This window comes from candidate division WOR-3 bacterium (genome assembly GCA_039803545.1).
Classification (GTDB): domain Bacteria; phylum Hydrothermota; class Hydrothermia; order UBA1063; family UBA1063; genus UBA1063.
This window is the reverse complement of sequence record JBDRYS010000001.1, coordinates 443,595-468,218: the sequence shown is the minus strand read 5'-3', so window position 1 is coordinate 468,218 and position 24,624 is coordinate 443,595. Positions and strand designations below refer to the sequence as shown.

Sequence of the window (24,624 nt, the reverse complement as noted above, 5' to 3'; positions counted from 1 at the left end):
CTCCATACTTGTCGAGCTTCAACTTTTTCATAGAGTGCATTTTTATACTAAAAAGAACCGTAAATTGCAATTTTTTCGAATCTTCAATATAATTTAGTCTGTAAAAAGGAGTGTTGTATGCGTGTTTTGTTCGCTTCATCAGAAATTGACCCATTGGCAAAAACTGGTGGACTGGCTGACGTTGCGTCTTCTTTACCAAAGGCTTTGAAAAAAGCGGGAATCGAAATATTTTTGATAATGCCCTACTACAAAAAATTTGTCGCTAAAAGCGGTGCATCTGTCAACCCAACTGATTACTCAATTACCGCGAATATTGAAAATGAAAAAGTGATTTCGAGAATTTATAAGACAGTATTACACGGTGTAGAGGTTTTTTTAATTGAAAAGGATGATCTATACGATCGAGAACAGTTGTACGGAACGCCGGAGGGTGATTACCCCGACAACTGGAAAAGGTTTGGTTATTTCGCTTACGCCGTTTTAGAACTCGCAAAATTGCTCGGGAATATAGATATAATTCACATCAATGACTGGCAAACTGGACTTGTACCCCTTCTGAAATTAAGGAAATATCCCGAATTGATGCAAACTAAAACCATAATAACCATCCATAACTTAGCCTACCAGGGGCTTTTCGAAAAAGATATACTTCCGAAGCTCGGGATCGGCATAGAAGATTTTACCATGGAAGGTCTTGAGTACTACGGCAAAGTGAACTTCTTGAAGGCCGGGATTATTTATTCTGACTTTATTACTACGGTAAGCCCAACTTACGCTGAGGAAATCCAAACTCCAGAGTTCGGCTATGGTCTTGATGGAGTTCTGAGAAAAAGAAAAGACTACCTCAAGGGCATATTGAATGGGATCGATTACGAGGTATGGAATCCATCTACTGACAAAGAGTTATACGTGAACTTTAGCGAAGACTATGTAATTGAAGGCAAAAAAGCAAACAAGAATAGGCTTTTAGATGAAATAGGGCTTGTGGGTGAAGAGAAGCCACTTTTCGGAATTGTATCGCGACTTGCCGAACAAAAAGGCTTTGATCTTTTCCCAACGATTATCGAAGAAATAGCCAGAAGAAACATAAATTTAGTTGTCCTTGGTGCGGGCGACAAAGTTTATCAAGACATGTTTATTAACATAGCTAAAAGATACAATAATATTTATGTGAAAATTGGCTTTGACCCCATACTGGCTAAAAGGATTTATGCTTCGTCAGATTTCTTCCTTATGCCATCGAAATATGAGCCTTGCGGCCTTGGACAACTGATTGCTATGAGATATGGAACTATTCCCGTTGTTAGAGAGACAGGCGGTTTGAAAGACACAGTAAAAGATATTAATGAAGGTGGATACGGAATTGTATTCAAGGAATACGAGCCTACTGAATTGCTTAACGCGATAGATAGAGCAATTGCTTTTTATTCCGATAAATCCGCCTTCATTAAGGCTGTAAATTATGTTTCGAGACTTGATTTTTCCTGGGAGAGTTCAGCAAAAGAGTACATAAAATTGTACGAGAAAGTGAGAAATGGTTAAATATATCTTTGTAACCGGTGGTGTTGTTTCCGGGCTGGGAAAGGGGATCACAACAGCATCTATAGGGATGCTACTTAAGGCGAGGGGATTCAGGATTCAACCCTTAAAATTTGACCCTTATCTTAACGTGGACCCCGGAACTATGAGCCCTTTCCAGCATGGTGAAGTATTTGTAACGGATGACGGGGCAGAAACCGACCTGGACCTGGGCCATTACGAAAGATTCCTCGACGAAAACCTAACAAGAGAAAATAACGTCACAGCAGGTCAGTTATATTACTCAATAATAGAAAACGAGAGGGAAGGTAAATACCTTGGCGGTACCGTTCAAGTTGTTCCCCACTTAACGGACGAAATCAAAAAAAGAATCAAGAAATTAGCAAAGGAAAACGTAGATATCGTCATCGTCGAAATTGGAGGAACCGTTGGAGACATTGAAAGCCTTCCATTTCTTGAAGCCATAAGGCAAATGAGATTGGAAGAAGGACCTTACAATACCCTCTTTATCCATGTAACTCTCGTTCCTTTCTTAAAATCGTCAGAGGAGCTTAAAACCAAGCCCACTCAACACAGCGTCCAAAAATTAAGGGAAATAGGAATTCAGCCCGACATAATCATTTGCCGAACAGAGAAGCCTTTAGGAGAAGATGTGATAAAAAAGATCGCACTTTTTTCAAATGTTCCAGAGAAAGATGTAATTGAAGCCAGAGACACCAACATAATTTACGAAGTCCCGATTATGTTGTACAATCAGAACCTGGATGTGGAGATCATGTCAAAACTCCACTTGCAGGGTAAGGAACCTGACCTGAGAGAGTGGATCGATTTTATTAAAAGGTTCGATAACCCAACAGAAGAAGTTACTCTGGCTTTCATTGGTAAATACGTTAAGCTAAAAGACGCATACAAGTCAATTATAGAAGCCTTGAACCATGCATCGTCTCACTCAAGGATAAGGATAAAAATAAACTTCATTGAATCGGAAGATCTTGAGAGGGGTAGCCCTGACGTAATATTTTCAGGTGTAAACGGTATACTTGTAGGGCCTGGCTTTGGAGAAAGGGGCATTGAAGGCAAGATCATAGCTGCAAAATATGCACGCGAGCGAAAGATTCCCTACTTCGGAATCTGTCTCGGCATGCAAATCGCAGTTATAGAATTTGCTCGCAATGTATTGAACCTTAAAAAGGCCCATTCAACGGAATTTGATCCAAACACCCCACACCCAGTGATCACCATACTACCAGAAAAGAGCAACGTTACCGCAATTGGGGGAACATTGAGAAGAGGGGCATACCCCTGTATAATCAAGGAGAACACCCTTACTTTCAAAATTTATAATGCTCGGGAAATCTACGAAAGACACAGACATAGATACGAATTTAATCCTGAGTACTTGGACCTTTTTGAAAAAAATGGTTTTGTTCCAGCGGGAATGTCCCCTGACGGAAGATTAGTGGAAATTTTTGAATATAAAGAGCATCCATTTTTCATCGGGGTCCAGTTCCATCCAGAGTTTAAGTCGAGGCCTTTAAGACCCCATCCTTTATTTTTAAGTTTTGTTGAAGCGATGAAAAAACATAAAGGAGGTCTATTATGAGACCATGGGCTTTAATACTCGGTGCCTCCAGTGGATTTGGCAAGGCAACCGCCCTCGAGTTTTCAAAAAATAGTGTAAATATCATAGGAATTCACCTCGATCGAAAGCAAACGATGAAGGATGTTGAAGAACTCATTTCTAATATTCAAAAAAATGGTGTAATGGCCAGATTCTACAACATAAATGCAGCTGACCCCGACTCAATGAACAAAGTATTAGATGATGTAAAGAGCTTCTTTGAGAGTGAGCAAAAAGGCGATTATATTAAGGTCTTGCTACATTCCCTTGCTTTTGGTACTCTAAAAAAGTTTATCTCTGAAGATGAGAATGAAATGATAAATAAAAATCAGCTTGAAATGACCCTTGATGTGATGGCTAACACCCTCGTCTATTGGGTCCAAGGATGTTTCAAAAGAAAACTTTTCGGAAATAACGCAAGAATATTTGCTATGACCAGTTCAGGCGACCAAAGAGTTATGCCTTATTATGGGGCAGTCTCAGCAGCAAAGGCGGCTATCGAATCCTATATAAGGCAGTTAGCCCTTGAACTTGCCCCATATGGAATTACTGCAAACGCAATTAAAGCAGGAGTTACAGATACTCCAGCCCTGAGAAAAATCCCTGGGCACGAGGAATTAATCGAGCTAGCCCTTAGAAGGAATCCCCACAAGAGATTAACAACTCCGGAAGATGTAGCAAAGGCAATAGTTGCTCTCAGTAATAATGACCTCTATTGGATGACTGGTAACGTTATAAACGTAGATGGAGGAGAGGATATTACAGGTTGAATGCATTCCTTCTCTTACTCGTTCTTGAGCAGAGCTATAAGGTGAAGAAAGTAACAATTAGATTTGATGTTGAAGTGCCTTCCTATATACCTGTAAACTCAAGGATTTATATCGCGGGAACTTTTAATGGATGGAATCCCGGCGACCCCAATTACCTTTTAGAAAAAGAAGATACAAACAGGTACACAATTACGCTAGAATTTCCAGAAGGATCACAAATTGAATACAAGTTCACAAGGGGGTCCTGGGATTACGTTGAAAAGGGGGAAAGAGGCGAGGAAATTCCCAATAGAGCACTTAAAATTACAAAAGACACGGTAATTTATACTAAAATATACAATTGGCGCGATTTTGTCGAAAATGTTAAAAGCAAAAAGCACACTGTAATTGGCAATGTGAAAACTTTCACCCTGTCGTCCAAATATTTGAAGTATTATAATCCCAGAACGATATGGATTTATCTTCCACCTGACTACGATTCCACTAATAAAAAATATCCTGTTCTTTACATGCATGATGGGCAGAACCTTTTTGACGAAGCAGAATCCTTTGCAGGAGAATGGAATGTGGACGAAACACTCGAAGCAATGTATAGAGAAAGTAATTTCGGCATAATAGTAGTAGGCATTGAAAATGCCAGAGAACACCGTATGGATGAATATACCCCATTTTTAAACAAGGAATATAAGCGGGGAGGTGAGGCGGATTCTTATCTCAAATTCCTCGTTGAAGAATTAAAACCTTATATTGATTCAACTTATAGAACATTAAAAGATAATACCGCTTTACTGGGCTCTTCCTTAGGAGGACTTGTATCAATTTACGCGGGATTCAAATACCCTGAAATTTTTAAAAAAGTGGGGTCGATGAGTGGGGCTTTCTGGTTTAATCCAGAAATTGTCGATTTTATAAAAAGAGCAAAACAATCTCCAGAGAAAATTTACTTGGACTACGGAGAACGGGAAAGCGAGGATCCACAAAAATACATTGGAGAAAACGAGAAAGTAGTAAAGGCGATTATGGAAAAGAAATGGCATAAAAAACCACAATTTTTAGTAATTGAGGACAAGGAAGGTATTCATCACGAATCCTCCTGGAGCAAAAGATTTAAGAAAGCTGTCGAATTTTTATTCAAAAATTGAATTTTGAAAAGCCTTATTTGATAGTAAGGCCTAAATCCTTTAAAATTCTATAACTATGAGATGGAGTAGGGCGTTAATACCAACATTGAAAGAAAATCCGAGGGAAGCGGAAACTCCTTCGCATAGGCTTCTTTTAAGGGGTGGTTTTATTACCCAGCATCAATCAGGAGTTTATACATTCCTTCCTCTCGGTTGGAAAGTAATGTTAAAAATCCAGAATATTATTAGAGAAGAAATGGATGCTATCGGGGCTCAGGAGTTATTGATGCCGGCTCTCACTACGGGCGATGTTTGGAAACAATCTGGTAGATGGGAAAGTTTTGGGAAAGATATGTTCAAATTGAAAGACCGGAAAGGTAAGGATATAGCCCTCGCACCAACTCACGAAGAAATTATCAGTCTATTGGCAAAGGACTATATCAAGTCTTATAGGGATTTACCACAAATCTGGTATCAATTGCAAACCAAATTCAGAGATGAACCTCGCCCTCGTGGAGGGATTCTAAGGGTCAGAGAATTCATAATGAAAGATTCTTATAGCTTTGATAGAGATTGGGAGGGGTTGGAAGTTAGCTACCAAAAGCATAAAGAAGCCTATACTAAAATTTTCCAGAGGTGTGGTTTAAAGTTTGTAGTTGTTGAAGCCTCTTCTGGACTTATGGGAGGTAAAAAGTCTGAGGAGTTCATGGTCATTACTGAGGCTGGTGAGGATGCCATTGCGGTCTGCGAGAATTGTGGTTATCATGCTAACGTTGAAGTAGCGAAAGCTAAATTGCCTAATAATGTTAAAACGGGGCCATTCAAAACAAAGGAAATGGTTCATACACCTAACGTTAAAAGTGTTGAAGAAGTTTCGGCATTTTTAGGTGTGGAACCATCTTTAATTGTTAAGAGTATTCTTTTTAATAACGCCGAAGGAAGAACAACACTGGTCCTAATAAGAGGAGACTACGAAATAAACGAAGCCAAATTGAAGCAAGTATTAGGAGATGGTTACGAGCTTGCCTCCCCCGATTTTGTAATGCAAAAGTTTGGAGTAGAAGTAGGTTTTGTTGGGCCAATCGGAATAAATGTTGACAAAATAATTGCCGATGAAAGCGTCAGACTCATCGACAACTTTGTGATCGGTGCTAATAAAAGTGACCATCACATTGTGGGTGTCAAAATTTCTGATCTAAAGATCGACGAGTTCGCTGATCTTAGAATAGTGAAAGATGGAGAACTATGTGAAAGATGTGGTGCTCCGTTAAAGGTAAAAAATGCCCTTGAAGTAGGTCACATTTTCCAGTTGGGAACGAAATATTCTGATAGCCTTGATGTCAAATATGCAGATGCCGATGGAACGTTGAAACCTATAATAATGGGCAGCTATGGTATCGGAGTAGGGAGAGTAATGGCAGCCGCCGTTGAACTTTATCACGATGAGAAGGGCATAATCTGGCCTTTCTCCATCGCACCCTATCACATCAACATTGTTGAAATCAATCCCCAAAAAACCGCAGAAACAACGGAAAAAATTTACAGAGAACTAAAAGAGAGCAAATTTGAAACGTTATGGGATGATAGAAATATTTCTGCTGGGGTTAAATTCAAGGACGCTGAATTAATTGGGATTCCAATTAATATTGTGGTGAGTGAGAACAACTTAAGTAGAGGCGAAGTTGAAATACAGGTTAGAAAAGATGGCTCTAAATTCAACACGAAATTAGAAGTATTGCGGGAAACCATCGAAAGTGTTGTAAAGGATAAAGAGCTATGAAGGAAGAGGATGTCAAGAAAATAGAGGAAAAAGTAACGAATATCGTAGAGAAGCTTATTAAAAATACGAATTACATTCTTGTTGATGTCTCTTTTAAAGGTATAGGAGGAAGGAAAAAACTGGAAATAGCCCTTGACAAACCAGGAGGAATAACACTGGACGATTGTGAAAAGATTTCCAATGAAATTTCTCTGATGCTGGACGCAGAAGATTTTATAACAGGGCCTTATATTCTAGAAGTCACAAGTCCTGGACTGGACAGAGTTTTGAAAACTGATAGGGAGCTTAGTTGGGGAAAGGGTAAAAAGGTTATCGTGTACACTGAGAGCGGAGAATATAAGGGTATTTTGAAAGATTTTGATGAAGATACGCTTTTTATTGAGCCAGAAATAAAAATTTCAAGAAAAGAGGTAAAAAAAATAAAACTGAACGAGGTGTAAAATGCAAAGGAAAGAGAGTATAGATCAATTGATCCTTCAGGTTGCATCAAGCAGAAAATTACCAAAGGAATTTGTTATTGAGAAGTTCAAAGAGGCAGTGGTCGAGGTGCTTAAAAAGAAGAAGGGACCAAATTTTGCCTTTAGAGTGAATTACGATCCGAAGGAAGGTTTTACAATCATAACGGAAAAGACTGTTAAGGAAAAGGTGACCGATCCATCTACAGAAATCAGTCTTGAAGAGGCGAAGCAGATAAATCCAGATGCTAAGCCTGAACAAAAAATCGAGATAAAAGAAGATTTTAAAACAATTGGTAAACGTTTTATTAACCTCATATCCGAAGCCTTTCTGAGAAAACTGACGGAGGAGACCAAGAGAAAAGAATATGAAATCCTGGCGAAGAAAATAGGTGAAAAGGTTGAGGGAAATGTACTCAGAATCGAAAGAGACGAAGTCGTTGTAAGTCTTGGTAATGTAGAAGCATCTTTGCCTTTCACTGAACTTCTCCCTGGCGACAAGGTTGCTAACCTGAAAAACGTAAAAAGAATAAAGGCGGTAATCCTGGAGGTACAGGATTGGAAAGAAAAGAAGGATAAAAAGAGGTATACCTCACCCATCATCCTTTCAAGGACTCATCCAAACTTTCTTAAGAAATTATTAGAAGATGAGATTCCCGACATTGCCACAGGACTTATTGAGATAAAACAAATAGCCCGAATACCAGGTAGAAGGGCTAAAGTTTCAGTAAAGCCAAAGAAGCCTGAGAATATTGATATTGGATCCATTATCGGGATAAAAGGGCAAATTATAAAGTCGATAAGTGAGGAATTGGGCGGCGAAAAGATTGATATAATCAGATATAGTGAGAACCCCTATAAGCATGTAGCGAATGCTTTATCTCCAGCAAAAGAAGTACTGTGTGTTTACGACGAAGATGATAAATACATTGCCATCGTGCCCGATTCTGAATTGCCAGTGGCGAAGGGTGAAGACGCCATTAATGCAATTCTTGCTTCAAAATTAGTGGGCAGAGAAGTTTTAGTTTACCCGTTAAAGGAATTCGATAAAGTCAAACCTAAGAAAGGCGTCACCATCCTCGAACTCGGCGATGAGGTTCCTTCAAGTGTTATTTCAACGTTAAGAGAAGCAGGACTTTACTATTTCAAGGATTTAAAGTCTCTACCTACCCTCTCTGAACTAAAAAGACTTGGATTCAGGGAGGACCAGGCAATAAAACTACTTGAAATCCTTGAAACAAAAATAGCAGAAAAGGAGAAAGATGGACAATAAGGAGCCTAAAAAAGTCGGAGATTTAGCAAAAGAGCTGGACTTATCAGCGAAAACGATCATTTCCATTCTTTCAGAAATGAACTTCAAGGTCACTTCGCCTCGGGATCCATTGACCCCTGAAATGGAAAAAGCGGTAAGGGAATATCTTAAAAAAGAAAAAGAAGAAGCCCAAAAGGAGCTTGAAAGAAAAAAGCAAATATGGGGAGAAGTAGAGCAACAAACTCAGATTCCAAAGGCGAAGCACCTTCAGGGACAAAAAACCCAGTTGAAGCCTGAAGAAAAGCTAAAAGAAACAATGGCAAAGATGGTCAAAAAGCACGAAAAAACCAAAAAGAGACCAGCGGAGGCTCAGGAAGAAGCAGAAGAAGAAACAGCGCAAAAACTCGCCCTTTACACCAAATCTATCACCGTAGGAGAACTTGCTAAAATGCTGGGAGTTCCACCTGCTGAGATTATTCAAAAACTATTCTCAATGGGAATGATGGTCACTATAAACCACACACTGGATGAGGATACTATAAATATCATTGCAGACGAATACGGGTACCAAGTGGAGTTTCAGGAATCTACCAGCTTCGTTGAGGTCTCTGAAGAAGAACTAACCGAAGAAAGGCCACCTGTTGTTGCAGTGATGGGGCATGTGGATCACGGAAAAACAACTCTTCTTGATTACATACGACATACAAATGTTGCAGAAAAAGAGGTTGGCAAAATTACGCAGCATATTGGTGCATACCAAATTGAGTATCAAGGCAAGAAAATTACCTTCTTAGATACACCGGGACACGAAGCTTTTTCGGCAATGAGGGCGAGAGGAGCCCAGGTAACGGATATCGTTATACTTGTGGTCTCTGCAGTTGAAGGCGTGAAGGAACAAACTATTGAGGCAATTAACCACGCGAAGAGTGCAAGGGTTCCTATAATAGTGGCTATCAATAAGATCGACTTACCGAATGCTGATCCTGAGAGAGTAAGAAGGGAACTTACCCAGTTTGGACTTATACCGGAAGAGTGGGGTGGCGATACTTTGATGGTAGAAATATCAGCGAAAACTGGCAAGAACGTGGATGAACTGCTTTTGGGCATACTTCTGAAAGCAGAAGAATTGAAACTGAGATCCACTTCAAAAGGTCCAGCGAAAGGGGTTGTTATTGAATCACGTATTGATAAGGGAAAAGGACCGCTTGCAACGGTTCTTGTACAAAAAGGCACATTAAAGGTTAGGGATTTCTTCGTTGCTGGAGTTACTTATGGAAGAGTTAGGGCCCTTTTCAATGAATGGGGCGAAAAGGTAGAAAAAGCAGGCCCCTCTGTTCCCGTTCAAGTACAGGGGTTTGAAGAATTACCCCAAGCAGGCGACATTTTTGAGGTTGTTTCAAGCGACGATGAAGCAAAAAGAATTGCTGAGGAGCGAAAAAAACTTAAGAAAGAACAAATTCAGAGGGGAGAATACACTCTTATTTTAAAATCCATCCAGGAAAAGATCAGGGCTGGCGAACTAAAAGAACTGCCACTTGTTATAAAGGCTGACTGTTACGGCTCCGTAGAGGCAATACAGGATAGTCTATCGAAAATGTCCGTTAAAGATGTTAAACCCGAGATAGTATTTGCAGGTGTGGGAGCTATAACTGAAAATGACGTCGAACTTGCTCATACAGCGCAAGGTGTGGTAATTGGCTTTAATACTGCTATAGACCCTAAGGCGAAACTAAAAGCTAAGGAACTAGGTGTAACCATCAAAATGACCAAGTTAATATATGAACTATTGGAAGACGTAGAAAAAATGCTTAAAGGCATGGTAGAACCTGTTGTGAAGGAGGTCGTCCTCGGTAAGGCGGAAGTACGAAAATTATTTAGAATCGCAAAAATTGGAATAGTAGCAGGATGCTATGTGATAGATGGCGTTATTCAAAGAAATGCAAGGGTAAGAGTGCTGAGAGATGGAGAAGTTATATTTGAGGGAAAAATTGCAAGTCTGAAGCGATTCCAAGAAGATGTTAAAGAGGTCCAAAGTGGTTTTGAATGTGGAATAAAGATAGAGGGCTTTGACAAAATCAAAGAGGGCGATATAATCGAGTGCTACAATATAGAGCAAGTCTTTGAGTTCTAAAAATGTTGGTAGGTATCTTAGTTGTTGATCTTTACTTACCCAATTGCAATTCTCTGAAGGAAAAAAGGAGCATTTTGAAGCGCCTGAAGGACCGAGTTCGCAATAATTTCAACGTTTCAATATCCGAAATCGATGATCAGGATATCTGGAGAAGAGCACAACTTGGTATTGCCTGCATTTCAAACAACGGAAAGGATGCCAATCAACTTCTCAATAGAGTGGTCAATTTCATTGAATCTGAGGCAATTGCGGAAATCCTGGATTACAAGATTAACTTCGTATGAAAGAGGTAAAGCTTCAAATCAAAAATAAACTTGGTATCCATGCAAGACCTGCAATGCTTTTTGCTCAAACCGCCAATCAATTTGAAAGTGATGTATACGTAACCAAGGATGACCTTGAAGTGAACGGTAAGAGTGTACTCGGACTTATGATGCTGGTTGCTCCTCAAGGTTCAGAGATAACCATAAGATGCGAAGGCCCTGATGAAGAAGAAGCGATAAAAGCACTTACAAAAATCGTTGAGGAAGGATTCGGTGAAGAGTAGCCAGGAACTTAAACTCAAAGGCATTCCTATATCACCAGGAATTTTAATTGCCCCGGTAAAAGTAATTAGAAAAGAGAAAGTAAAGATCAAGGAAAAAATTCTCAGAAGTGATACGGAAATAGAAGAAGAAATCAATAAGTTTTTGAACGGAATTGAAGAATTAAAAAGGGTTTTGCTCGACCTAAGGAGGGAAACGCAGGAACAGAATTTGAAGGTACTTCTCGATGTGCAAATCGCCATTCTCAGTGACCAGGATATGCAAAGGGATGTTATTACCTACATACGCAACAAACGGAGAAATGCGGAAAGTGCAATTTTATACGTTTTAAATTTAAAGAAAGAGGCTCTATCAAAACAAGAATCTTCCTATTTTGCGGAAAGGGCAAGAGAATTAGAGAGATTAGCGTGGGATTTAATCTCTGTTATAAACAAAAGTTATACCATCGCTGATTATAATTTCGATGGAATAATAGTCGTTGAAAGCCTTTCCATCGAAGAGGCCCTTAGGATAATTAAAAGCAGTGTAAAAGGGGTAATTACAGAAAAGGGTGGACGGACAGAGCATTCAGCAATAATCCTCAGAAATTTTAAAATCCCAGCCGTATTTGGAATTGAGAGAATTACAAGGTTAGTTGATGATAATGACATCGTGATCCTTGACGGTGGTAGAGGTGTAGTCATAGTAAATCCAATGGAATCTACCCTTCAGAGATATCACCTAATAAAAGAGGGCTACGAAAGATATGAGTCTGAACTTGTTAGTGAAAAAGAACTACCTGCTATAACCACCGACGGGAAAGAAATTGGTCTTTTTGCAAATATTGATGTTCCGGAAGAAGTCGATGAATTGTTGAAAACAGGGAAGTACGGAATAGGTTTATTTAGAACAGAAATGATTTTCAGGGAGTACGCAGAAAATGAAGAAGCACAATATAAAATCTATTTAGAAATTGCAAAGAAGATTTATCCAAACTCCGTTACAATAAGGGCGTTCGACATTGGTGGAGATAAATTATATTCCGACTACCAAGAGGAAAATCCCTTCTTAGGACTAAGAGGCATCAGAGTACTCCTTGATGAACCGGCGATTTTTGAAAAACAGATCCGAGCGGTAATAAGGGCAAATGAACTGAGTAATATACGGTTTATGTTGCCCATGGTCGCAACCGTCGAAGAAGTTGTAGAAGCCAAAAAATTGTTTATTCAAGCCAAAAAGATGTTGGAAAAAGAGTACCAAAAAGTTAATCAGCCCCGTTTTGGTGTTATGATTGAAATCCCATCTGCTGTACTTTTACTGGAACACATAGCAGACATAGTGGATTTTGTTAGTATCGGCACCAATGATCTTACACAGTACACCTTAGCTGTCGATAGGAAGAATCAGCGAGTTTCTAAAATTTTTGACCACTTAAATCCAGCCGTTTTAAAACTAATTAAAATGACTACCGATGTATGTCGAGAAAAAAATATCATGGTTGCATCCTGCGGTGAAATAACTTCCGACCCTTACGGTGTAGTGGCCCTTGTAGGGCTTGGAGTTGATGAGCTATCCTGTCCCCCATCACGTATTCCAGAAGTGAAATCACTAATAAGGAGAATTAACCTACAAGATGCTGAAAATATTGCTTCAGAAGTTATAAAATTTTCCAGCTCAAAGGAAGTGAAAAGCGCAATAAAAAATTATATAAAGAAAATTATGCCTGAGCTTCTCGAATTTTATGATTAAAAGGGAAATTGTAACGAACTCTCCTGAGGAGACAAGGGAAATCGGATGTAGGTTGGCCAGAGTTCTTTTGCCACCTTTCGATGTACTTCTTATAGGAGAGTTAGGTGCAGGTAAAACCGAGCTCGTGAGGGGGTTTTTAAACCACTTCGGGCATAAGATCGTGAGGAGCCCTTCCTTTACCGTGGTAAATTCCTTTAAAACACCCAATTATACAGTCCACCATATTGACCTTTTTCGAATAAAAGACGTGGAAGAGATTGAAGTTAGAGGGATATTGGACCTACTTTCGGAGCCAGATTCAATTAGATTTATTGAATGGCCAGAAATAATTAGAGAGTTAATAAAATCGGAAAATTCTATAATTTTCGACATAAAAGTCACTGGCGAAAGACAAAGGCTTATCACTTTAGAATGTAACTCTTTCGAAATATGTAATAAAATCTTCCAAGATGAAGCTTAGTGACGCCATAAGTAGTTTCTTAGCATATGTTCTCGAGGAAAGGGGACTTTCTTTAAATACTGCAGAAGCATATAGACGTGACCTTGAAAAATTTTTAGAATTCAGGGGCGATGTAGAGCTAAGTGTAATTACATTGGAAGACATCGATGCTTTCGCAGAGTTTTTATCCCACCAAAAGTACTCGCAAAATACCCGCTCGCGAACCTTTTCGGCCCTAAAATCTTTCTGTACCTTTCTTGAAATAGAAGAAAAAACAAAGCTCGCCATATCTTCTGACATTCAGATACCCAAAAAAGAAGTCAAGCTCCCCGAATTTTTAACCATCGAGGAAGTAACCAAACTCCTGGAATCACCAGATACTTCAACTCCCAAAGGGCTAAGAGACAAAGCAATGTTAGAACTCCTTTATGCAACAGGAGTTAGAGTTTCAGAGTTAACTAATTTAAAAGTTCAAAATATTATGTTAGACGAGAAAATTGTCAGAGTTGTAGGAAAAGGCAGTAAAGAGAGAATAATCCCCTTTAACGATTATACGGAAAAATATCTAACCATATACCTCTACGAAGTTAGACCTAAATTACTGAAGGAAAGAGGAGAGGATAGAGTCTTTTTGAACCTGAGAGGGACACCCATCTCCAGGATTTCAGTATGGAAGATCCTTCAGGAATACGCAATCAAGGCAGGAATAAATAAAAAGATCTACCCTCACATTTTAAGACACACCTTTGCAACCCATATGCTAAAGAATGGCTGCGATTTGAGAACACTCCAGATCTTTCTTGGGCACTCATCACTTATGACAACACAGATTTATACACATCTTGACAAAGACTACCTCAAAAAGGTGCACAAGACCTATCATCCCAGGGGATAAGCAACGGTTTAATTAATCTTCGATTTTTATATGTAATTCTTCGAGCTGTTTTTTGTCCACTTCACTGGGAGCGTTCTCAAAGAGTGCTTGAGCGCTGGTCGTTTTAGGAAAGGCTATACAATCTCTAATACTTTCAATGCCCAGTAACATGGCAACAATTCTATCAAACCCTAAAGCAATTCCTCCATGTGGGGGTGCACCATACTCAAGAGCCTTTAGGAGGAAACCGAAATTTCTTTCAATCCTTTCCTCGCTCAAACCTATTATCCGCATTATCTTTCTTTGCAAGTTTACATCATGGTTTCTAATTGACCCTGAGGCTATTTCAACTCCATTCAACACAAGATCGTATTGCTTTCCTATTACTTTAAGAGGATCTGTATCCAAAAGCGGTATATGTTCTTCCTTTGGCTGGGTAAACATATGATGGCAAGGTTCAATTCTCTGTTCTTCCTCGTTCCACTCGAAGAGTGGAAAATCATAAATCCATAAAAATCTAAACCCTGTCTCTTCTGGTTTTAAAACCATACTTCTCAATTTACCTAAGTAGTTGTAAGTTCTGTAATTATCAGGCCCTGCTATTACGAAGTAAAAACCATTTTCGAGATTTATTCCTTCAGGTATAAATTTTGCCAATTGCCCTGAAAATTGACCATCTTGAACCTTAAAATATAGTACACCTTTCGCACCCTCTTTGATCATGGATTGCCTAATATCCTCAATTTCTTTCCTGCTAAAATCCCTGTCAGACCTTATAGCAAGTACCTTTCCACCATCTTCTATAGTCTTCCTCAATATTTCGTTTGAAGTGCCCTTAAAAATACCGGTTAAATCCCTAATCTCCTCCTTAATTCTTAAGTCGGGCTTATCGCTTCCGAAGCGAGTCATTGCCTCATGATAAGTCATTCTCTCAAAAGGAGTTGGCAAGTCAAAATTAAGAAGTTCTTTAAAAATCAGTTTAAACATTCCTTCAATAAGAGAAAATATATCTTCTACTTCTGGAAAACTCATCTCCAAGTCGATTTGTGTGAATTCTGGCTGCCTATCCTGCCGTAAATCTTCATCTCTGAAACACCTCACTATCTGGAAATACCTATCAAAGCCAGCGGACATTAGAATCTGTTTATACATTTGAGGGGATTGGGGCAATGCATAAAACTTCCCCGGAAAGTTCCTGGAAGGCACTATAAAATCCCTTGCACCTTCAGGAGTACTCTTGGTTAAAAAGGGAGTTTCTATTTCAAGGAAACCCTTACTGGAAAGGTAGTTTCTTACAAGCTGAAGCATTTGATGTCTAAAGATCAAATTCCTTTGCATAAATGGTCTACGGAGATCAAGAAATCTCCACAATAATCTCGTCTCTTCCTGCACCTTGATATCGTCTTCCGGCAGGAAAGGTAAGGGCGGAGTAGTGTTCAATACCTCCAGATCGTGCGCTTCAACCTCAATATCGCCGGTAGGCATTGATGGATTTACCATTTCCGGCGGTCTTTTCCTTACGATACCAGAAACTTTTATAACATAATACAAGCCAATATCTTTCGCTTTTTTTATTAAATCTTTTCTGTCAGGTTCAATTACGACCTGAATACTTCCGTATCTATCTCGTAATTCAATGAAAATAACCCCACCAAGGTCTCTAAGACGCCTAACCCAACCTGCTAAAGTCACCTTTTGACCGCAGTGGCTTAAATTTAATTCACCACAAGTATGTGTTCTCAGCATAACTTCACCTTCCGAGCATTGCTGGATAATCTAATCCAAAGCGGGATTTGTAATATTTTCTTAACAAGAAGAGCAAAATTAAATTTATTATCAAAAATATCGGGAATTTTATCGATACTAATAATATGAACAGGAAAGCTGGCACACGGTATGAGAGTTTAGTGATAATCAAATCATCCGTATTATCCCAGAGAGCTAAGACAGAAAAAATCGCTCCAAGTAAGGATGGGACAATGAGCAAAATGTCCATCTCAAGAAAAGCAAAGAGAAGTGCCAATACAAAGAGAGAGGATGATAGAATCAAGGATAATTTGTTACCCAAAAACACGCCCGTTGTGATTTTCCCAGTTTTTTTATCTCCGGGTATATCGGGAAGAGTTGTGTTTATAAAAATGGCGCACACAAGAATAAAATAACCAAAAGAAACAATCAAAGTGTGGAGCGTTAATTTTTCTGCAGTATACCAACCAACAAGAAGGGCAATACAGGCATAGCCGAGTCCATTAACAACAAAATCCAAAAAAGGCCGGCCTTTAAGTTGAAAAGGAGGCAGAGAATAAAGAAGGCCAAGAATTAAGGAAAGTAAATATAAAAGGAATAAGACAAATCCACCCAGGAAAAAAGAGAGAATTAAACTCAAAACTGCTAGCAAAACGGCAACAATAACAGCGTTTCTTACCGAAATTATTTCATAAGGAAGTAAGAATAGCTTTTCGTTAATTTTATCAGACTCCTTGTCAATAATCTGGTTTACAACATAAACAGAGCTCATAAGCAAAGTATAAGTAATCAAAACCAACCAGAATCTTTTAGGAAGAACGAAATGAATCGAAAAAAGCTCAAGTCTGGCACCGTACATATAACCTATGAAAAGGAAGACCCACACCGGGACCCATAAAATGGGCCTTAACAGGAAAAAATAATCATACCACTTCGTTTTTAAGTCAATATTTTCACCCTTAATCATAGCTTAAAGATAACTGAAAAAAGGCGTATATTCAAGCGAGTTATCTTCGCAAACAAACCCGCAATTACTTTTCCAAACTTCCCATAATGTATCTTATGTTAACTAATATAAGTTCGCACAGCATCAGATGTTAGTAAAATATTGAAATGTACCTCTCTCCTCAAAAGCAGATAACTATTTTGTTTAAATTTCGCAAATAAACATTCTAATCCCATTATCATTAAAAAGAATCTAAGCATTACAAATTCTTAATTTGTTTTAACAGTTTTAAGACAATAAAATAAACTCTTGGATGTTGCTTCTACTTCAGTATCATCACATTTCACCAAATATCGCCTTTAATCCAGGAACCGTTCATAAAAGAATATTCGAGAACCACGTTAAATTATTGAAGAACTATGGATTTTTCAATTTGAATTTAGAAAAAGGTTTCGATAAGAATAACCTTAAAAGGCAAGTGCTCTTCACCTTTGATGATGGGTACAAAAGTGTTTTCGATTACGCATATCCTATTCTTAGTAATTATGGATTCACCGGTATTGTGTTTATAGTTACCAAATATATTGGTCAGAAAGGCGATTGGGAGGTTCCACTCCTCTCTTCGCTTCCGCACCTTAGCCAGCATGAGATAAGGACTCTTTACAAGAGCGGTTGGATTATAGGTTCCCACTCTCATACCCATAATGACCTAACAACATTATCAACTACACGACTTAAAGAAGAAATAAGAGCCTCTATTGGAACTCTCGAGGATATATTGGGAGACAAGGTTTATACCTTCTCTTATCCTTTCGGGAAGTATAATCAAAGGGTCAAGGAAACGTTAATGGAATACGGAATCAAATTCGCTTTTAAATCCAGTGGAAAGTTAAAATCTCCTTTAGATCCATTGGAGATTCCACGAAGGTCGATATACCTTATCGACCTCGACCTCTCTTATAAAATTGATACCTTCTACAGCTTCTTTGAATATCCTAAGGAACTTATCTCCAATAAGCTTGCCTACTTAAGTCCTATTGTTTTAAAATTATTAAAGTCTTTTAAGGGTAACCCATGTGATTAAAAGGGAACTAACCACCTGAGCCAATGTTAAATAATCCTCAAACCATTTTAATTTAACTTCAGGGACAAAAATTATATCACCTGGCTGAACAGTCCCAATTTTCCCCTTAGGAACCTTCCTGTTAGCTCTAATAACATAAATCCTGTGAGAAGCCGCACGGTTAGTAAAGCCACCGCAGTAGGATAAATAGGTTTCCAGCGTAGCACCTGGCAAATAAGGAACATATCCCGGATTCCTGACTTCGCCTGCAACGAAAACTTTATCTGTGAAAGGAGGCACATACAATGTGTCCCCAACCGGGAGATAATCATATAGGGTTACTTTTCCTCTTTTACTGCTGTAAAGTTCAGATAATAGTGCAAAAGATTTTACTCCACCTGCTTCATTTATTGCATCTCTAACCCTTAGGCTATCATAAGCTGGCACTTTTATAACATTTGCTTCAAAGGAGACAGTAAAATTACCTCCAAGGGCTTGAATAACTTGCTTCTGGAACATTTTTACCGGATAGCCTTTTACTGCACCAAAAATTACAATGCCCTTTTTAATCTCCGGAACAAAAATTGACTTCACCTTTGCAAGAAGTGGATTATATCGAAGCTCTCCAGTTTTATAATATTTCTCAAGATCGACCTCAAGTGTCTCACCCTTCGAAGTCTCAACCAAAATAGAATTTATATCGGCATCATAACCACAACTATAAGTTTCCATCGAGAGAAGACTTGCTAATCTTGAAGACGCCCTTACATTAGCAGGTCCATTGGTATTCGTATTACCTTTAACAAGGACCGTTAACCATCGTGGAGAGATGACCATCACATCGATTTCATTAACCCTCAGAAGAGAACTATACCATATCCTCAAACTATCTTTCAATTCCTTAATTGAAATATTATATACCCGTTTCAAAGCAACTGGCCTAAATTGAACCGAATCTTTAACAAAAAATGGGACCATCAAGGGCATTACCCCACCAAAGTTAATGGCAGTTAAATATCCCAAAGACAAATCTTTTAGTACAACCATCAAAGAGTCGCCTGGCCCCAAAAGATACTCCTCTTCAGAAAAAAGCTCCGAGGCAAGAATATTTTCAGCACCGCTCTGCTGTCCTCCAATTCCTTGCGATATCAAAACAAGAAGTACTGCGAGTTTAACCATTTGTCCCTCCTTCCGATTGAATCAAATTTAAAAGCTCCTCAATAATTTGCTCATAAGGAACTTTTTTTACAACAACACCTTTTTTAAATATCACTCCTCTACCCGGCTCTGCAGCCACGCCAATGTCAGCGTCTCGAGCTTCACCAGGGCCATTCACTTCACAACCCATTATCGCAATTTTTAACGGTTTCTTAACATCCCTTAACCTTTCTTCTACCTGGTGAACAAGTTCCATTAAATTAACCCTTGTCCTTGCACAGGTTGGACAGGAGATAATAACGGGCCCGTTATACCTCAAATCAAGGGATTTAAGTATTTCCCAGGCAACCCTTACTTCATAGACAGGATCCTCAGTAAGAGAGACCCTTATCGTGTCGCCTATACCCTTGTAAAGGAGATAACCCATCGCAATGGAAGACTTTACTGTTCCCGGAATCAAGGGGCCTGCTTCCGTAACACCTAAATGTAAGGGAAAATCAATCCTTTGGGAAAGTAGTTCATAAGCTTCTATGGTGTCCCTCACCGAAGAGGATTTTACGGAAACAACAATGTCGTAAAACCCATGATTTACGAAAAAATCAACCCATCGAATTGCACTCTCCACTAAGGCCTCCGGTGTAACTCCACCATATTTATTTATCAAATCTTCTTCCAAGGAACCAGAATTCACTCCAATCCTGCAAGCTTTTCCGTTTAATTTTAGGGCTTGTATAATCTCTTTTACCTTTTCTTTTTCTCCAATGTTCCCGGGGTTTATTCTAACCTTATCCGCACCCGCCTCTATAGCGCCAATAGCAAGTCTATAGTTAAAATGAATATCTGCAACTAATGGTATACTAATGGCTTTTCTGATTTCTTTAAAAGCTTTTAAAGATTTTTGATCAGGTACTGAAATTCTAACGATTTCGCAATCCTCTTTAATTAGTGCTTCTATCTGCTTAAGTGTTGCATCAATATCAGTAGTTTTAGTTGATGTCATAGATTGTACTCTTATGGGAAACTCTCCACCAAGGGGAAGCGAACCCACTTTTACAACTCTTGTCTTTCTTCTCATTGTGGATGATTCTAAACTTTGAAGGTGGTAAATTCAAGCAAAATAAGCGGTTTATTTGAATAAATAAGCCTTTGAACTCATAATTAAGAAAAGCCAAGGAGGAAGTATGGTATTTGAAAAGTACGTCCTTATGGAAGAGGAAGACATGAAGAAAACCCTGAAAAGGATAGCCCACGAAATCGTTGAGAAGATCAAAAATATCGACAATCTTGTTATAATTGGCATTAAAACCCGCGGTGTTCCTCTGGCAAGAACAATAAAGGAGGAGATTGATGCTATTACAGGTAAACACATCCCCCTTGGCGCCGTCGATATCACTTTCTATCGAGATGATCTCTCAATGGTGGGTGAAAAACCCCAGGTAAAGGGCACTGACCTACCCTTTAGTGTTGACAATAAAGATGTCATTTTGGTAGACGATGTTTTGTACACTGGTAGAACTACAAGAGCTGCACTGGATGAGATTATGGACTATGGTCGACCCGCTTCAGTGAAACTTTGTGTACTTATCGATAGAGGGCACAGGGAACTTCCTATCTGTCCCGATTTCGTTGGGAAATACATTACCACAACAAAAAGTGAAATCGTTAAAGTAAAGGTCAAGGAAATTGATGGTGTAAATCAGGTGGTGATTTGCGAGAAAAATGATGGTAAGTAAAACTTTTGAAATAATTGTTAAGTCATCAAGAAGAAAGGAGTTTATAGAGATAACATCACAAATCGAAAAAGTTATAAGAGACTCTAATGTAAACAGCGGAATTGCAGTACTTTTCGTGCCACATACCACTGCGGGAATAACTATCAACGAGCATGCTGATCCCTCCGTTAAGACTGACATTGAGGGCCATCTTTCGTCACTCGTTCCAGAAAATAAACATTACAAACACTTAGAAGGTAATGCTGATGCCCATATTAAGTCAGTGTTGGTTGGAAATTCATTGACCCTTCCTGTTGAAAACGGAAAACCTGTGCTGGGAACGTGGCAAGGAATATTCTTTGCAGAATTTGATGGACCTCGTACCAGAAAAGTCCTGGTGAAAATTTTGGGGGAATGAATATGCTTTATACACTAATAACGTTAATTTTTCTTAACTTTCCTTCCTGGTACACAAAACCGGTTTTTCAATTTCACAAAGATACTCTAATAGTTACTGTAAAAACTCAAAATCCCTCTTCAGGGGTGAAACTGGTTTACGGGAAGCTCAGCGATCCTTTAAATTTTAACTTCGAAAATTATAGAACGTCAAGGAGCACAGACACTATACATACTTTCAAAATCACAGGCTTAAAAGAGAACTCTCAGTATGCTTTTAAAATTGCCTTTTTTGACACAGTAAACAAGATTTTTTATGCTACTCAGACATATTATCTAAAACCCAAAAAACATGGTGAAGAATTTACCGAGGGTCTTACTTATGACGTATGGCCTTATTTGTCCATGGTAGATAGCAATTCTATCGGAATATCCTTCTACACCAACAGACCTTGCAAAGCAAAGCTTTATGTCAAGGGCAAAGAAACAATTTTTGATACCTTAAAAATCCTTAAGCACGAATTTATCATTAAAAATCTAAAACCGCAAAAGTACGAATATTACTTGGAGATTTTTGATGAGTACGACACCACAGCCAGTTTTGTTTTTAACTTCTATATACCCCACAAAAATTGGAAAATAGGAATCTTTGGTGATACAAGGGGAAATCCCAATAACATAAATCCGGTCTTCTTTGTTGATGGCGTGAATGAAGAAATAACAAGACAAATAATGCATCTCTTATATGAAGAGCATGCTAATATAGTTTTCGTTTTAGGCGACCTAATAACAGGTCGAATGAAAAGTTTTGAATACGCTGAGGAAGAGTATAAATCGTTTCTCAAATCTTGCTGGCCGTATAGCTCCTATATCCCCATAATGCCAATCCCTGGAAACCACGATATGATTGCGCCGGTAATGGAAGATGATGAAAAAAGATACGATCCTCCTCCACCCTACAGTGCAGAGAATTTGTGGACTAATGTGTTTGTTCTCCCGCAAAATGGCCCTCAGGAAGATAGCGGGATGCCCCCATACCGGGAGAATGTCTATTTTATTAGCCTTGGAGATATTGCTATTTACGCTTTAAACTCAGACTACAATTATGTGCTATATAAAAATAAGCCCAATCCCTCTGTAAGATTGCCAGACCAAAACCAGAGAAAATGGTTGACAAAGGTGAAAACATTAAATAGTTCTAAAAAATACCATGTTTTAATGTTTCATGAACCACTCGTCGGTTTAAGCTCTTACGAAAGGGGCATTAAGAGTACAGAGGTGGATTCCTTTGCATCTTTCCTAAAGAGCTTGAACTTTAACTTTTACATTGCTGGACATGACCACCTCTATGCCCGTTGCACCCTATATAATGGACTTACCCAAATAGTTAGTGCAGGTGGGGGTGCCCCATTGTACGACCTTAACGAAGAACTGTTAAAAGACTCCTCTTTAAAAATACACAGCTGGAAAAAGACCTTCAATTATTTGATCCTTGAAAAAGATAAAAGAGACAACTTAAAACTTACAGCAAAAAATCTGAATAAGGAGATCATAGACACAACAATCTTGAAATGAAAAACATCAGAAATTTTTCGATTATTGCGCACATAGACCACGGTAAGTCCACTCTCGCAGATAGGATGCTCGAATATACCCATACTATTAGACCAGAAAAATTACAGGAGCAATACCTCGATTCTATGGATTTAGAAAGAGAAAAGGGAATTACGATAAAAATGCACCCCGTTAGAATGGAGATGGAATTAGACGGGGAAAGATACATTCTAAATCTCATCGATACGCCTGGCCATGTGGATTTCAATTACGAAGTCTCTCGATCCCTCGCAGCCTGTGAAGGCGCAATATTACTTGTTGACGCCTCACAGGGCGTTGAAGCACAAACCATCACCAACTTTTACCTTGCATTAGCCCAAAATTTAGAAATAATACCAGTTATCAACAAAATTGACCTACCCAACGCACAAATAGAAAAGGTCGAGAAGCAAATTTACGACCTAACTGGGGAAATTCCCCTTAGAATTTCAGCTAAGCTCGGTTGGGGCATTGACGAACTGATGAGAGAGATTGTAAAAAGAATTCCGCCTCCAAAGGGGGATCCAGAAGGGAAAACGAGGGCTTTAATCTTTGACGCGAAATATGAAGATTACAGAGGAGTAATTGTATTTGTAAGGGTTTTTGATGGAGTGATTAAGCCTGGAATGAAGATCATGATGAAATCATCGGGAAAAACTTACGAGGTAGTTGAAGTTGGCTATTTAAAACCCGATATGGTTAAAACCTCTGAATTAAAAGCAGGTGAAGTAGGCTATTTAACCGCAGCAATAAGGGAGATAACGGAGGCCCGAGTTGGAGATACAATAGTAGATGCAAATTATCCCGAAACTCCGGCCCTTCCTGGATACAGAGAACCTAAACCCGTAGTTTTTGCTGGTATTTATCCAACAGTCCCTTCAGATTACGAACTATTAGCCAAAGCAATTAATAAACTTAAATTGAATGACGCCTCACTCCAGTTTACCCCTGAATATTCTCCCGCTTTAGGCCCTGGGTTTAGGTGCGGTTTTTTAGGGATGCTACATATGGAAATTTTTAAGGAAAGGTTAAAGAGGGAGTTCGGGGTTGATATAGTCATCACGACACCTAACGTGGAATATAAAGTGATACTTGAAGATGGAAGGGAAATGCTGGTTGACAATCCTGCCGATTTTCCTGATGTTTTTGAAAAAGCTTTAGAACCTTATGCAAAAGTAGAAATTATTACCCCAAAGGAGTTCCTCGGAGCTGTGCAAAAATTGTGTATCTCACGCCGTGGCACACAAACCAAATTTAACTTTCTCGACGAAGATACCGTTTTCTTCGAATTTGAAATGCCTCTAAGTGAAATAATTTTCGATTTTCACGACAAACTTAAAAGCATCACGAGAGGATACGCCTCTTTCGACTACGAGATAATAGATTATAGAGAATCAGATGTTGTCAGGTTAGATTTCCTTGTAGCGGGAGATAAAATAGACGCCCTATCCTTAATAGTCCATAAAGACAATGCTTACTATGTAGGAAGAAAAATTGCCGAAAAACTCCGTAAGGAAATCCCAAGGCAACTTTTTGAGGTTACTATTCAGGCCGCTATTGGCAAAAGGGTAATAGCTAAGGAAAGGATTCCACCCATAAGGAAAGATGTTACAGCAAAGTGCTATGGCGGAGACATTACCAGAAAGAGAAAGCTTCTCGAAAAGCAAAAGGAAGGTAAGAAAAAGCTAAAGAAAATCGGAAAGGTGGAACTTCCACAAGAGGCCTTCTTAAACATAGTTAAAGTTGAGGAATAAA

General features: G+C 38.8%; 22 protein-coding genes. 18 read left to right on the top strand and 4 right to left on the bottom strand.

Going from position 1 to position 24,624, the window contains the following annotated elements; translation table 11 throughout:
- The first annotated feature begins 117 nt into the window (after window positions 1–117).
- From glgA to xerD, 13 genes are read left to right on the top strand one after another with little or no spacing between them, the layout of a single operon-like run.
- Window positions 118–1,542 (top strand): glycogen synthase GlgA, encoded by a 1,425-nt coding sequence (gene glgA, locus ABIM45_02135; GenBank protein MEO0238709.1) that lies wholly within the window; start codon window positions 118–120, stop codon window positions 1,540–1,542.
- Window positions 1,535–3,142, top strand: a complete 1,608-nt coding sequence (locus tag ABIM45_02130) for a CTP synthase (GenBank protein MEO0238708.1) — start codon at window positions 1,535–1,537, stop codon at window positions 3,140–3,142. The genes glgA and ABIM45_02130 overlap by 8 nt, the downstream gene beginning before the upstream one ends.
- On the top strand, window positions 3,139–3,930 hold the full coding sequence (locus ABIM45_02125) for an SDR family oxidoreductase (protein MEO0238707.1): 792 nt from the start codon (window positions 3,139–3,141) through the stop codon (window positions 3,928–3,930). The genes ABIM45_02130 and ABIM45_02125 overlap by 4 nt, the downstream gene beginning before the upstream one ends.
- A complete protein-coding gene (locus ABIM45_02120) occupies window positions 3,927–5,072 on the top strand; it encodes an alpha/beta hydrolase-fold protein (GenBank protein MEO0238706.1) in 1,146 nt (381 codons plus the stop codon). Before ABIM45_02125 ends, ABIM45_02120 begins: the two co-directional genes overlap by 4 nt.
- 55 nt (window positions 5,073–5,127) lie before the next feature.
- Window positions 5,128–6,831, top strand: coding sequence for a proline--tRNA ligase (locus ABIM45_02115; protein MEO0238705.1), 1,704 nt, complete (start codon window positions 5,128–5,130; stop codon window positions 6,829–6,831).
- Window positions 6,828–7,271, top strand: coding sequence for a ribosome maturation factor RimP (gene rimP, locus ABIM45_02110; protein MEO0238704.1), 444 nt, complete (start codon window positions 6,828–6,830; stop codon window positions 7,269–7,271). Before ABIM45_02115 ends, rimP begins: the two co-directional genes overlap by 4 nt.
- Before the next feature lies 1 nt (window position 7,272).
- A complete protein-coding gene (gene nusA / locus ABIM45_02105; protein MEO0238703.1) occupies window positions 7,273–8,559 on the top strand; it encodes a transcription termination factor NusA in 1,287 nt (428 codons plus the stop codon).
- Window positions 8,549–10,669, top strand: a complete 2,121-nt coding sequence (gene infB, locus ABIM45_02100; protein ID MEO0238702.1) for a translation initiation factor IF-2 — start codon at window positions 8,549–8,551, stop codon at window positions 10,667–10,669. Before nusA ends, infB begins: the two co-directional genes overlap by 11 nt.
- A 2-nt stretch (window positions 10,670–10,671) precedes the next feature.
- On the top strand, window positions 10,672–10,953 hold the full coding sequence (locus ABIM45_02095) for a DUF503 domain-containing protein (GenBank protein MEO0238701.1): 282 nt from the start codon (window positions 10,672–10,674) through the stop codon (window positions 10,951–10,953).
- On the top strand, window positions 10,950–11,216 hold the full coding sequence (locus ABIM45_02090; GenBank protein ID MEO0238700.1) for an HPr family phosphocarrier protein: 267 nt from the start codon (window positions 10,950–10,952) through the stop codon (window positions 11,214–11,216). The genes ABIM45_02095 and ABIM45_02090 overlap by 4 nt, the downstream gene beginning before the upstream one ends.
- Complete coding sequence (ptsP, locus tag ABIM45_02085) at window positions 11,206–12,942, top strand: phosphoenolpyruvate--protein phosphotransferase (protein ID MEO0238699.1); 1,737 nt, start codon at window positions 11,206–11,208, stop codon at window positions 12,940–12,942. The genes ABIM45_02090 and ptsP overlap by 11 nt, the downstream gene beginning before the upstream one ends.
- Window positions 12,935–13,402: a tRNA (adenosine(37)-N6)-threonylcarbamoyltransferase complex ATPase subunit type 1 TsaE gene (tsaE, locus tag ABIM45_02080; GenBank protein ID MEO0238698.1), complete on the top strand. Its 468-nt coding sequence runs from the start codon at window positions 12,935–12,937 to the stop codon at window positions 13,400–13,402. The genes ptsP and tsaE overlap by 8 nt, the downstream gene beginning before the upstream one ends.
- Complete coding sequence (gene xerD / locus ABIM45_02075; protein ID MEO0238697.1) at window positions 13,392–14,276, top strand: site-specific tyrosine recombinase XerD; 885 nt, start codon at window positions 13,392–13,394, stop codon at window positions 14,274–14,276. Before tsaE ends, xerD begins: the two co-directional genes overlap by 11 nt.
- 12 nt (window positions 14,277–14,288) lie before the next feature.
- Here xerD and aspS read toward each other — a convergent pair whose 3' ends face one another.
- Together aspS and ABIM45_02065 are read right to left on the bottom strand one after the other, a co-directional pair.
- On the bottom strand, window positions 14,289–16,001 hold the full coding sequence (gene aspS / locus ABIM45_02070) for an aspartate--tRNA ligase (GenBank protein ID MEO0238696.1): 1,713 nt from the start codon (window positions 15,999–16,001) through the stop codon (window positions 14,289–14,291).
- A 4-nt stretch (window positions 16,002–16,005) separates the two neighbouring features.
- Window positions 16,006–16,968, bottom strand: a complete 963-nt coding sequence (locus ABIM45_02065; GenBank protein MEO0238695.1) for a UbiA family prenyltransferase — start codon at window positions 16,966–16,968, stop codon at window positions 16,006–16,008.
- A 292-nt stretch (window positions 16,969–17,260) separates the two neighbouring features.
- On the opposite strand from ABIM45_02065, the gene ABIM45_02060 reads away from it, so the two are divergent.
- Window positions 17,261–18,031 (top strand): polysaccharide deacetylase family protein, encoded by a 771-nt coding sequence (locus ABIM45_02060; protein ID MEO0238694.1) that lies wholly within the window; start codon window positions 17,261–17,263, stop codon window positions 18,029–18,031.
- Here the strand turns inward: ABIM45_02060 and ABIM45_02055 are convergent.
- Complete coding sequence (locus tag ABIM45_02055) at window positions 17,999–19,189, bottom strand: SLBB domain-containing protein (GenBank protein ID MEO0238693.1); 1,191 nt, start codon at window positions 19,187–19,189, stop codon at window positions 17,999–18,001. The two genes, ABIM45_02060 and ABIM45_02055, sit on opposite strands and share 33 nt — an antisense overlap.
- Window positions 19,182–20,243 (bottom strand): flavodoxin-dependent (E)-4-hydroxy-3-methylbut-2-enyl-diphosphate synthase, encoded by a 1,062-nt coding sequence (gene ispG, locus ABIM45_02050; protein MEO0238692.1) that lies wholly within the window; start codon window positions 20,241–20,243, stop codon window positions 19,182–19,184. Before ispG ends, ABIM45_02055 begins: the two co-directional genes overlap by 8 nt.
- A gap of 106 nt (window positions 20,244–20,349) precedes the next feature.
- Between ispG and pyrR the strand changes: the two genes are divergently transcribed.
- The 4 genes from pyrR to lepA are packed head-to-tail and all read left to right on the top strand — an operon-like array spanning window position 20,350 to window position 24,623.
- The gene (gene pyrR, locus ABIM45_02045) at window positions 20,350–20,901 is read left to right on the top strand and encodes a bifunctional pyr operon transcriptional regulator/uracil phosphoribosyltransferase PyrR (GenBank protein ID MEO0238691.1); all 552 of its coding nucleotides are present in this window, start codon (window positions 20,350–20,352) and stop codon (window positions 20,899–20,901) included.
- Window positions 20,891–21,298: a secondary thiamine-phosphate synthase enzyme YjbQ gene (locus tag ABIM45_02040; protein MEO0238690.1), complete on the top strand. Its 408-nt coding sequence runs from the start codon at window positions 20,891–20,893 to the stop codon at window positions 21,296–21,298. The genes pyrR and ABIM45_02040 overlap by 11 nt, the downstream gene beginning before the upstream one ends.
- 2 nt (window positions 21,299–21,300) lie before the next feature.
- Window positions 21,301–22,851 (top strand): metallophosphoesterase, encoded by a 1,551-nt coding sequence (locus ABIM45_02035; GenBank protein MEO0238689.1) that lies wholly within the window; start codon window positions 21,301–21,303, stop codon window positions 22,849–22,851.
- Entirely contained in the window at window positions 22,848–24,623 is a 1,776-nt protein-coding gene (gene lepA / locus ABIM45_02030) for a translation elongation factor 4 (GenBank protein ID MEO0238688.1), read from the top strand. Before ABIM45_02035 ends, lepA begins: the two co-directional genes overlap by 4 nt.
- Window position 24,624 lies beyond the last annotated feature (1 nt).

Excerpts from the sequence above, each read along its gene's own strand:
- pyrR (MEO0238691.1), top strand. The coding sequence starts at position 20,350 with ATGGTATTTGAAAAGTACGTCCTTATGGAAGAGGAAGACATGAAGAAA.
- aspS (MEO0238696.1), bottom strand. The coding sequence starts at position 16,001 with ATGCTGAGAACACATACTTGTGGTGAATTAAATTTAAGCCACTGCGGT.
- tsaE (MEO0238698.1), top strand. The coding sequence starts at position 12,935 with ATGATTAAAAGGGAAATTGTAACGAACTCTCCTGAGGAGACAAGGGAA.
- ABIM45_02065 (MEO0238695.1), bottom strand. The coding sequence starts at position 16,968 with ATGATTAAGGGTGAAAATATTGACTTAAAAACGAAGTGGTATGATTAT.
- ABIM45_02125 (MEO0238707.1), top strand. The coding sequence starts at position 3,139 with ATGAGACCATGGGCTTTAATACTCGGTGCCTCCAGTGGATTTGGCAAG.
- xerD (MEO0238697.1), top strand. The coding sequence starts at position 13,392 with ATGAAGCTTAGTGACGCCATAAGTAGTTTCTTAGCATATGTTCTCGAG.
- ABIM45_02130 (MEO0238708.1), top strand. The coding sequence starts at position 1,535 with ATGGTTAAATATATCTTTGTAACCGGTGGTGTTGTTTCCGGGCTGGGA.
- glgA (MEO0238709.1), top strand. The coding sequence starts at position 118 with ATGCGTGTTTTGTTCGCTTCATCAGAAATTGACCCATTGGCAAAAACT.
- ABIM45_02060 (MEO0238694.1), top strand. The coding sequence starts at position 17,261 with ATGTTGCTTCTACTTCAGTATCATCACATTTCACCAAATATCGCCTTT.
- ABIM45_02040 (MEO0238690.1), top strand. The coding sequence starts at position 20,891 with ATGGTAAGTAAAACTTTTGAAATAATTGTTAAGTCATCAAGAAGAAAG.
- ABIM45_02035 (MEO0238689.1), top strand. The coding sequence starts at position 21,301 with ATGCTTTATACACTAATAACGTTAATTTTTCTTAACTTTCCTTCCTGG.
- nusA (MEO0238703.1), top strand. The coding sequence starts at position 7,273 with ATGCAAAGGAAAGAGAGTATAGATCAATTGATCCTTCAGGTTGCATCA.
- ABIM45_02095 (MEO0238701.1), top strand. The coding sequence starts at position 10,672 with ATGTTGGTAGGTATCTTAGTTGTTGATCTTTACTTACCCAATTGCAAT.
- lepA (MEO0238688.1), top strand. The coding sequence starts at position 22,848 with ATGAAAAACATCAGAAATTTTTCGATTATTGCGCACATAGACCACGGT.
- ABIM45_02115 (MEO0238705.1), top strand. The coding sequence starts at position 5,128 with ATGAGATGGAGTAGGGCGTTAATACCAACATTGAAAGAAAATCCGAGG.
- ABIM45_02055 (MEO0238693.1), bottom strand. The coding sequence starts at position 19,189 with ATGGTTAAACTCGCAGTACTTCTTGTTTTGATATCGCAAGGAATTGGA.
- infB (MEO0238702.1), top strand. The coding sequence starts at position 8,549 with ATGGACAATAAGGAGCCTAAAAAAGTCGGAGATTTAGCAAAAGAGCTG.
- rimP (MEO0238704.1), top strand. The coding sequence starts at position 6,828 with ATGAAGGAAGAGGATGTCAAGAAAATAGAGGAAAAAGTAACGAATATC.
- ABIM45_02090 (MEO0238700.1), top strand. The coding sequence starts at position 10,950 with ATGAAAGAGGTAAAGCTTCAAATCAAAAATAAACTTGGTATCCATGCA.
- ispG (MEO0238692.1), bottom strand. The coding sequence starts at position 20,243 with ATGAGAAGAAAGACAAGAGTTGTAAAAGTGGGTTCGCTTCCCCTTGGT.